A 374-nucleotide genomic window follows, 5' to 3' on the forward strand; every position below is an offset into this window, starting at 1 on the left:
ACCGAGAAACGCTTCACCCACACCGGCCATTCTTGGGCCCGGGCTACCACCCACGCAAAAGGCATGGCCAACCTCTTCCCCACAGAGAAAGCCCAGGCAGCTTTTGACCCGGTCGCCTCCTACATGAGCGCCCTAGGCAACAACCCCACCGCCGCTCACGCCTTCTTCACTACTGGTGGGGAAGAACGCGTGCAGTACTGGGTAGAAAAACGCCGCTGGGGCCACGACAACTTCGACGGCCTCCTATCAGCCCTTGACGCTGCCATCACCCAAGGCAACAACCCAAGCCAACCATCCAGCGCACGCCTAGCATCCAGCACCATCGAATACCTGGCCAACCGCACCCAAGGCATGGACTCAGCAGGCAACCCCCT

Annotated in this window: 1 protein-coding gene; it reads left to right on the forward strand. The window is 61.2% G+C overall.

Annotation, left to right across the window (positions count from 1 at the left end; all coding sequences use genetic code 11):
* The coding region (locus EII11_RS10650) for a hypothetical protein (protein WP_205649298.1) at positions 1-374 on the forward strand (374 nt) is incomplete at both ends.

It is taken from the genome of Schaalia canis (genome assembly GCF_003858455.1).
GTDB lineage: Bacteria > Actinomycetota > Actinomycetes > Actinomycetales > Actinomycetaceae > Pauljensenia > Pauljensenia canis.